Origin of the sequence: Vibrio sp. M260121, from assembly GCF_036533715.1 — a bacterium.
GTDB lineage: Bacteria > Pseudomonadota > Gammaproteobacteria > Enterobacterales > Vibrionaceae > Vibrio.
Genome location: NZ_JATABF010000074.1, coordinates 1 through 9,566 on the forward strand (window position 1 = coordinate 1; position 9,566 = coordinate 9,566).

Sequence of the window (9,566 nt, forward strand, 5' to 3'; positions counted from 1 at the left end):
TTTATAAGTCAGTTCGCCTCTTTCAACTTGGTCAACAACATCCAATTTAAAAGCGAGGGAATAATCGCATTGAGTTCGTCTAGTTATTGATTTCATAACACTCTCCAATTTTCTGGTTGGGAAGTGTCAACCTTATTTAGGATGGGTCAAATAAATACAAAAAAGCGAAGGAATAACCTTCGCTTTTCTTTACCTCATTACCGAGGCGATTTATTCAGTCAGTGACTCTTCTAAAGCTCGCAAACACAAAGCAACATTTTCAGGTCGAGCACCATAGCCCATCAGTCCAATTCGCCATGCTTTACCAGCAAGTGCACCAAGACCTGCACCAATCTCTAGGTTGTAGGTTTCAAGTAAGTGATTGCGCACTTTTGCTTCATCAATTCCTTCAGGGACATAAATCGCATTCAATTGCGGTAGTCGATACTCTTCTTCTACCACAAATTCAAAACCTAGTTTTTGTAAACCGGCTTTAAGCTTCTCATGCATTAACTGGTGACGTGCCCATGCATTTTCTAAACCTTCATTCTCAAGAATAAGTAGAGCTTCATGCAGTGCATACAAACTGTTCACTGGTGCTGTGTGGTGATAGCTGCGTTTACCTTGTCCACTCCAATAACCCAACACTAGACTTTGATCCAAGAACCAGCTTTGAACTGGTGTCGTTCTTGATTGAATCTTCTCAATAGCTGCCGGAGAAAGCGTCACAGGCGATAAACCTGGAACACACGAGAGACATTTTTGGCTACCGGAATACACCGCATCTAACTGCCACTCGTCAACTTTAAGGGGCACACCACCAAGCGAGGTCACAGCATCGACAATTGATAACAGACCGTATTGCTTCGCGAGTAGACCCAGTGCTTGTGCATCACTTACCGCGCCTGTCGATGTTTCTGCATGAACAAAAGCAAGAATCTTCGCATCAGGGTGCTGCTTTAATGCTTCTTCAACTTTATCGACCGATACAGGGGTTCCCCATTCATCATCGACGACAACCGCTTCACCACCAGCACGAACCACGTTTTCACGCATACGCTCACCGAAGACACCATTACGGCAGACGATGACCTTGTCGCCCTTTTCTATCAGGTTAACGAAGCACGTTTCCATACCCGCACTGCCCGGCGCAGAGACGGCAATAGTAAATTCATTTTCCGTTTGGAAAGCGTATTTAAGCAGCTGTTTTAGCTCGTCCATCATGGCAATGAAAAGTGGGTCTAGGTGACCAACTGTTGGTCGGCTAAGCGCTTGTAAAACCTGAGGGGAAATATCAGATGGACCAGGTCCCATCAAAATACGGTGTGGGGGAATAAAGCTTTGGATCGGCATGTCGGCTCCTTGATTGCAGTCATTCATCCTGAGCGTTATAAAAGTTCTATTCAAAAGGTTGGCTCAGGTATTGAAGTTTTCACCCTAATAGATTTTTCCTCCATCGGCAATTAGCCCTAAGTATAGAGGTCAAACCACTGTCACAAATTCGTTAATAAAAACTTTCATTCTGGTTGAGATATTGGTTGACAATGTGACAGCAAAACCGTTCAATGTTTAAGCTTTATGCAGAAGAGGAGCACTGCCCAGGCAGGTGATTTGTGGAGCCGCAATTCCAATACCAATCACTCAGGGGGAGTAGTGCCGAGGTAAGTCAAAGTTGCAGGATTTGACTTGTCGGTTGACTTGGGTTGAATCCCATCAACTGTCATCAGCGCCGTATGATGAAGAGCTTCTGAGGGTAAATTTTCAAATTACATTCTAACTACCTCTCTATTTGCTCTGTTCCTTTCCTCACCAAACATTGGATGTATTAGGCAACCTATTAATTGTTGTTATTTTTTCAGGAAGTCGTGGGAGAACGCAGTGAGCGCATTTAACGTAGCAAAATTCGGTGGAACCAGTGTTGCCAACTTTGAGGCAATGAGTCGTTGCTCCACTATCATAGAAAACAACCCAAATACTCGCCTTGTGGTTAGCAGCGCTTGCTCAGGTGTCACTAACCTATTGGTTGAACTGGCAAATGGTGTTCAAGACCAAGAACATCGTGCGGAAGTACTTCAGAAACTAGCAGGCATCCACGAATCGATTCTGTCGCAGCTAGAAAACGCAACCGAAGCAGCAGCTGAGGTTTATTCGATTCTTGATACCGTCACGAGCTTGGCAGAGGCTGCTTCAATCCAAGCAAGCACCAAACTGACAGACCATTTAGTCGCTTGTGGTGAATTAATGTCGACTCATATCCTTGCACAACTAATGCGTGAGCGTGGTGTGAACGCAGTTCGTTTTGATATTCGCGACGTGCTAAAAACCGATGGTAATTTTGGTCGAGCTGAACCTAATGTCGAGACAATTTCGCAGCTAGCACAAGAAAAGTTAGTACCACTTTGCCAAGAATACGTGGTTATCACCCAAGGTTTTATTGGCTCAGATGAAGAAGGTAATACCACCACGCTTGGTCGTGGCGGCAGTGACTACAGTGCAGCACTCATTGCAGAAGGTGTGAAAGCAGCAGGTCTAGAGATTTGGACCGACGTACCGGGCATCTATACCACAGACCCACGTATCGCCTCAAAAGCAGCGCCAATCCCAGAGATCAGCTTTAGCGAAGCATCAGAGATGGCAAACTTCGGCGCAAAAATTCTACATCCTTCAACGCTAGTTCCGGCACTTCGTCACGACATCCCTGTATTCGTAGGCTCGTCTAAAGAACCGGAAAAAGGTGGTACATGGATCCGCCACCAAGTAGAGAGCTCACCTTTATTCCGAGCACTTGCTCTGCGCTGCAACCAAACCATGGTGACATTACGCAGTGCTAACATGTTCCACGCATACGGCTTCTTAGCCAAAGTATTTGAGATCCTAGCGAAGCACAAAATCTCTGTAGATCTGATCACCACATCTGAAATCAGTGTGTCACTCACTCTTGATCAAACAGACACGTCTGGCGGCGCTCCTCAATTGCCACAAGCCGCGCGTGAAGAGCTTGAAGAGCTATGTAAGGTAGAAGTGGAACACGACCTATGTCTCGTCGCTCTGATTGGTAACAATATGAGTGAAAGCAAAGGCTACGCGAAGCAAGTATTTGGCACGCTAGAAGACTTCAACCTACGTATGATCTGTTACGGAGCAAGCCCGCATAACCTGTGCTTCCTTGTTCACGAATCCGTATCTCGACAAGCAATCCAAAAATTACACACCGAGTTGTTTGAGCAATAAAGTACTTTCAATCACTAATAAACAAGGGCTGCAAATTGCAGCCCTTTTAGTTTCAAGACGGTTTGGTTAACCGTTAATGTTGGGACCTAACCATTTTTCCGCTTCGATCCTATCCCAGCCTTTACGATCAGCATAGCTTTGCAACTGATCCTCTTGGATCTGAGCGATCGCAAAGTAACGAGAGTCAGGATGCGAGAAGTACCAACCCGATACAGATGCACCTGGGTACATCGCATAGCTCGATGTCAGTGACATGCCAATGTTTTCTTCAACATTCATCAGCTCCCAAAGCGGTCCTTTTTCAGTATGCTCTGGACATGCTGGATAGCCCGGAGCAGGTCGAATACCTTGGTATTTCTCACGAATCAGTTCTTCATTCGACAGAGCTTCATCCGCAGCGTAACCCCAAATCTCTTTACGCACACGCTCATGTAGATACTCAGCAAATGCTTCCGCCAGACGGTCCGCTACCGCTTGAATCATGATGGCATTGTAATCATCACCCTGCGCTTTGTATTCGTCGGCAAGTTCACGCTCACCGATACCACCAGTTACTGCAAAAGCACCAACCCAATCGAGCTTACCAGACTCTTTCGGTGCAACATAATCAGACAGACAGTAGTTGAAGCCTTTTGGTTTCTCCGTTTGCTGACGCAAGTTATGCAGCACTTTCGCCACTTCTGTACGCGATTCGTCGGTGTAGACTTCGATATCATCACCCACGCTTGCAGCAGGGAACAGACCACACATACCTCGCGCTTTGAGTAAGCCTTCACGCTCAACACGATCCAATAACTCATTAGCGTCTTTGTACAGGCGCAGCGCCTCTTCACCCACTTCTTCATGGTCAAAGATTGTTGGGTATTTACCGACTAATGACCAAGTCATAAAGAAAGGTGTCCAGTCGATGTACTTACGCAAAGTAGACACTTCAAAGTCATCAAAGATATGGATACCCGACTTCACCGGAACAGGAGGCGTATACTTATCCCAATCAATCGCGACTTTGTTCGCTCTCGCTTCTTCTAAAGTAACAGGCTTGGTGCGCGGCTTCTTGCGGTTATGCTGATCACGTACTCGTTCATAGTCCACGTCCAGCTTCTCAACAAAGCCAGGACGAAGTTCGTCTGAAAGTAATGATGTACATACACCAACCGCACGAGAAGCGTTATTGACGTAAACCACTGGATGTTTGTAGTTCTGCTCAATCTTAACCGCCGTATGCGCTTTGGATGTTGTTGCACCACCAATCAGAAGTGGAAGATCGAAGTCAAGACGCTCCATTTCTTTGGCTACATGCACCATTTCATCGAGGGACGGAGTAATCAAACCAGAAAGACCAATGATGTCAACGTTTTCTTCTTTGGCTACCTTGAGAATCTTCTCACATGGCACCATTACGCCAAGATCGATGATCTCGTAGTTGTTACATTGCAGAACCACGCCAACAATGTTTTTACCGATATCGTGAACGTCACCTTTTACCGTAGCCAATAAAATCTTACCGTTGGAAGAGCCCGCTTGCTTCTCTTTATTAATGAAAGGCTCTAAGTGCGCTACTGCCTGCTTCATAACACGCGCAGATTTCACTACCTGAGGAAGGAACATCTTACCTTCACCAAATAGATCACCCACCACGTTCATGCCATCCATCAATGGACCTTCGATTACTTCCAGTGGTTTGGATGCATTAAGGCGAGCTTCTTCGGTATCTTCGACAATGAACTCAGTAATGCCTTTAACCAATGCATGTTCTAAGCGCTTTTCTACCGCCCAAGTACGCCACTCTAATGCAGAAGCATCTTCTTCTTTGCCAACGCCTTTACCTGCGTATTCTGCTGCAATATCAAGTAGCCTCTCGGTCGAATCATCACGACGGTTAAGAACTACATCTTCTACCGCTTCACGCAGTTTATCTGGAACGTTATCGTAAATCTCTAACTGACCCGCGTTCACGATACCCATGTCCATACCATTTTTAAAACAGTGGTATAGAAACACCGCATGAATCGCTTCACGAACATAATTATTACCGCGGAATGAGAAAGAAACGTTAGACACACCACCAGAGATCATCGCGTGAGGCAAGTCGCGCTTAATGTCGGCAACCGCTTCGATGAAATCCACGGCATAATTGTTGTGCTCTTCGATACCCGTCGCAACCGCGAAGATGTTCGGGTCAAAGATGATATCTTCTGGTGGGAAGCCGACTTCATCAACCAAGATACGATAAGCGTTAGTACAGATTTCTAACTTACGCTCACGTGTTTCTGCCTGACCAACTTCGTCAAACGCCATAACGATAACTGCAGCACCATAGCGACGAATCAGTTTTGCTTGCTCAACAAACTTCTCTTTACCTTCTTTCAAAGAGATGGAGTTTACGATGCCCTTGCCCTGAATACACTTCAGCCCCGCCTCGATAACCTCCCATTTAGAAGAGTCGACCATGATAGGCACTTTGGAGATCTCAGGCTCAGATGCGCATAGGTTTAGGAAGCGAACCATACAGGCTTCTGCATCCAACATGCCTTCATCCATGTTGATGTCGATGATCTGAGCGCCGTTCTCAACTTGTTGTCGGGCGACCTCTAGTGCTTCATCATAGAGTTCTTCTTTGATCAGACGTTTAAAGCGAGCAGAACCGGTTACGTTAGTACGCTCACCTACGTTGATAAACAGCGTCTCTTTTTCAATCGTAAGAGGCTCGAGACCGGATAAACGACACGCAACCGTAAGCTCAGGCAAATCACGAGGTTTCACACCTTCAACGGCCATTGCCATATGGCGAATATGCTCTGGCGTGGTGCCACAACAACCACCAATTAGGTTGAGGAAACCGCTCTCCGCCCACTCTTTAACGTGTTCCGCCATATCTTCTGGCGAAAGGTCATACTCACCAAAAGCATTCGGTAGACCCGCGTTTGGATGAGTAGAAACAAAAGATTCAGAAATACGAGAAAGCTCTTCTACGTACGGGCGCAGTTCGTCAGGACCAAGCGCACAGTTCAAACCAAATGAAATAGGGTTAACATGACGAAGAGAGTTATAGAAGGCTTCCGTTGTTTGACCAGAAAGCGTACGTCCAGAAGCATCGGTAATGGTACCGGAGATCATAACTGGCAACTCGATGCCTAGTTCTTCGAAGACGCTATCAACTGCGAAGGCACAAGCTTTCGCGTTAAGTGTATCGAAGATAGTCTCGATCAGAATAAGATCAGAACCACCTTTGATCAGCGCTCGAGTTGATTCTGAATAAGCTTCAACAAGCTCATCGAAGCTGACGTTACGATAGCCCGGATCGTTTACATCAGGGGAGATAGAACAAGTACGGTTTGTTGGACCAAGCACACCCGCGACATAACGTGGGCGCTCTGGCGTTTTTGCCGTCCACTCATCAGCGGCTTCACGCGCAAGCTTTGCAGCGGCAAAGTTGATTTCCTCACTCAGGCTTTCCATCTCATAGTCAGCCATCGCAATCGTCGTCGCGTTAAAGGTGTTGGTTTCAAGAATATCAGCGCCTGCTTCTAAGTAAGCGCTGTGAATTTCCTTAATCAATTGAGGCTGAGTGAGCACCAACAAATCGTTGTTGCCTTTTAGATCACAATGCCAATCCGCAAAGCGCTCTCCTCGATAGTCTTGCTCTTCAAGTTTATATCCCTGAATCATGGTGCCCATACCACCATCGATCAGCAAGATACGTTGCTTTAATTGAGCTTCAATCTGTTGTCTTACATTACTTCCCACAGTACAGCCTCATTCCTTTAGTTATCTCTCCATCCTATCACACAAATTAAAGGAGTCTAGACGTCTAAAATGCGAATTACTGATTATTTTGTCTCCGTCGAGTTACAAAATAATCTCGAAAAAATGTTTGCTATTTAGTCAACATCGTCCGAGAATTCCATTCATAAAATGTTACAAATAGAGAGCTCTATGTCGGTCTATCATACTTTATGTTTTCTATCTGCAGCCGCAATGGTTATTGCCTTTGTAAACAGTAAGATAGGAAAGATGCAAACCACCATCGCAATCACTGCCGGTTCGATGATTCTTTCACTCCTCATTCTAATCGCAGGTCAAAATGATTGGTTTCATCTCACCGAGATAGCGACCGAAACGGTTACCAGCATTAACTTCGAGGATTTTCTTCTTAAAGGTATCCTCGGATTCCTACTTTTTGCCGGTGGTTTGGGTATCAAACTCCCTAACCTCAAAGATCAAAAATGGGAAATCACTGTACTCGCTTTAGGTGCAACACTCTTCTCAACCTTCTTTATCGGTTTTGTACTTTACGGCTTCTGCCAAGTTATCGGCATTCAATTTGACCTCGTCTACTGTCTGCTCTTCGGTGCGCTTATCTCCCCAACCGACCCGATTGCAGTACTCGCCATTGTTAAAAAGCTTAATGCACCAAAACGAATCTCTACACAGATTGAAGGTGAGTCTCTGTTTAACGACGGCTTTGGTCTGGTAATTTTCGTAACACTATTCACCATCGCCTTCGGTACTGAAGCTCCTACCGTTGGCAGTGTGACACTTCTATTTGTTCAAGAAGCGATTGGCGGCATCGTTTATGGCTTCGTACTAGGTCTTATTTTCCACTATTTAATCAGCGCCACTGATGACCACTCAATGGAGCTATTGCTTACTATTGGTGTGCCAACCGCTGGTTACGCATTTGCTGAATACCTTCATGTTTCGGGTCCGCTTGCAATGGTAGTATCGGGCATCATGATTGGTAACTGGACACGCTTTATTGGCTTCTCTAAAGAGAGTGAAGATCATCTAGACCACTTTTGGGAGCTAGTTGATGAATTCCTAAATGGCGTCTTGTTCCTACTGATCGGTATGTCGATGCTACTGTTCGAATTCCACAAAGAAGACTGGATTATGATGGCTATTTCAGTACCACTGGTGCTCACTGCTCGCTATCTCAGTGTATTCATCTCTTATATTGGCTTTAAGCGCTACAGAAAGTACAACCCATGGTCAGTGAAGATCCTTACTTGGGGTGGTCTGCGTGGTGGTCTTGCATTAGCAATGGCACTATCAATCCCTTCCGGCATCTTGGTTATCCCAGAGAAACTGATTGATGTAAAAGAGATCATCATGGTCATGACTTACTCTGTGGTAGTGTTCTCAATCCTTATTCAAGGCTCAACTATTACACCAATGATTGAGAAGGCAAAACAAGCAGAGAAAGAAATGGAAGCAGAAGGATCAGTTAAACCACAAGAAGCAAAAGCTTCTCAAGAATAAGTACTTTTATAATTATCAAAACTAGGCAGCCATTTGGCTGCCTTTTTTGTGCCTAAAGTCCAGAGTGTCTGCAAAAAACAACCTACCTTTAGTAACTACACGCAGCGCTTCTTAATCCATACTCATGTACATAGACCCATGTAACATTAAGAGCAGAGTCGCTAGTAACTTACCAAATTGAAAAGAAGAACTGCTCTTTCTCCATACAATAAAAACAACTCGAAGACTGAGCTGTGAATAAATTACGGAAGTAGGAGTCTTCAAGCTAAAGCCAACTCTACAGAAATAAGTGAAGACGACTAGGCGAGAGCTATAGAGTTCATCTACTCAAACATAAAAATCTTTACTAGATAAAGATAAGACGTTCTCAATGAGCAGATAAGTTTGAACCGATTACATGCCAGCTAAGCTTTATCAGAAAATTAACAAGCCCATAGATACAAAACATCGTCTCTTAGTATTTTCCTGAGTAAGAGAAATTGAATCGGGAACGCCTGAAGAAACGATTGACTAAGAGAAAACTCTTTGGAGATCTACTCCCTAAAAGGGAACTCATTCTGCTCTAGAAACGATGAAAACAGTTCGAAGACTGGGGTTCTAAATAAGAGGCGGAGCGGCTGGGCTTACACTCAATTGGACTCGTACACGAGCGGGACTCATTGGTCATAGACCAATCGCAAATACGAAAAGACCTCAGCAGAAATGCTGAGGTCTGTAATAAGTGGCGAGTCGGCGGGGACGCCTAGTTCGGGCTTGCGTTCAAGCGGGACTCATTCCCTGAAAGGGAATATTTTTGAGCTTTAAAACGACAAAACCCAGTCCGAAGACTGGGTTTCTAAATAAGTGGCGGAGCGGACGGGACTCGAACCCGCGACCCCCGGCGTGACAGGCCGGTATTCTAACCAACTGAACTACCGCTCCGCACTGGTTAGACATTTAAGTCTAAATTTAAAGCCTGGCGATGTCCTACTCTCACATGGGGAAGCCCCACACTACCATCGGCGCTAATTCGTTTCACTTCTGAGTTCGGAATGGAAATCAGGTGGGTCCAAATCGCTATGGTCGCCAAGCAAATTCTTTAATTCGGAAAGCTG

At 45.3% G+C, this 9,566-nt stretch carries 4 protein-coding genes, 1 tRNA gene, 1 rRNA gene and 1 riboswitch; of the genes, 2 read left to right on the forward strand and 4 right to left on the reverse strand.

Annotated features, from left to right (window positions below):
• Nucleotides 1-210 precede the first annotated feature (210 nt).
• Nucleotides 211-1,332: a pyridoxal-phosphate-dependent aminotransferase family protein gene (locus QTO06_RS24265; RefSeq protein ID WP_331410194.1), complete on the reverse strand. Its 1,122-nt coding sequence runs from the start codon at nt 1,330-1,332 to the stop codon at nt 211-213.
• Nucleotides 1,333-1,555: 223 nt separating this feature from the next.
• A riboswitch (Lysine riboswitch) is annotated at nt 1,556-1,734 on the forward strand.
• A 123-nt stretch (nt 1,735-1,857) separates the two neighbouring features.
• Between QTO06_RS24265 and lysC the strand changes: the two genes are divergently transcribed.
• Complete coding sequence (gene lysC, locus QTO06_RS24270) at nt 1,858-3,210, forward strand: lysine-sensitive aspartokinase 3 (protein ID WP_005444309.1); 1,353 nt, start codon at nt 1,858-1,860, stop codon at nt 3,208-3,210.
• A 66-nt stretch (nt 3,211-3,276) separates the two neighbouring features.
• Here the strand turns inward: lysC and metH are convergent, their stop codons facing one another.
• A complete protein-coding gene (metH, locus tag QTO06_RS24275) occupies nt 3,277-6,957 on the reverse strand; it encodes a methionine synthase (RefSeq protein ID WP_331410197.1) in 3,681 nt (1,226 codons plus the stop codon).
• 189 nt (nt 6,958-7,146) lie between these two features.
• Between metH and QTO06_RS24280 the strand changes: the two genes are divergently transcribed.
• On the forward strand, nt 7,147-8,472 hold the full coding sequence (locus QTO06_RS24280; RefSeq protein WP_331410199.1) for a cation:proton antiporter: 1,326 nt from the start codon (nt 7,147-7,149) through the stop codon (nt 8,470-8,472).
• A gap of 844 nt (nt 8,473-9,316) precedes the next feature.
• Here QTO06_RS24280 and QTO06_RS24285 read toward each other — a convergent pair.
• Both QTO06_RS24285 and rrf read right to left on the reverse strand, forming a co-directional pair.
• Nucleotides 9,317-9,393, reverse strand: a tRNA-Asp gene (locus tag QTO06_RS24285).
• Between the two features lie 32 nt (nt 9,394-9,425).
• A 5S ribosomal RNA gene (rrf, locus tag QTO06_RS24290) occupies nt 9,426-9,542 on the reverse strand.
• Between the last annotated feature and the right edge of the window lie 24 nt (nt 9,543-9,566).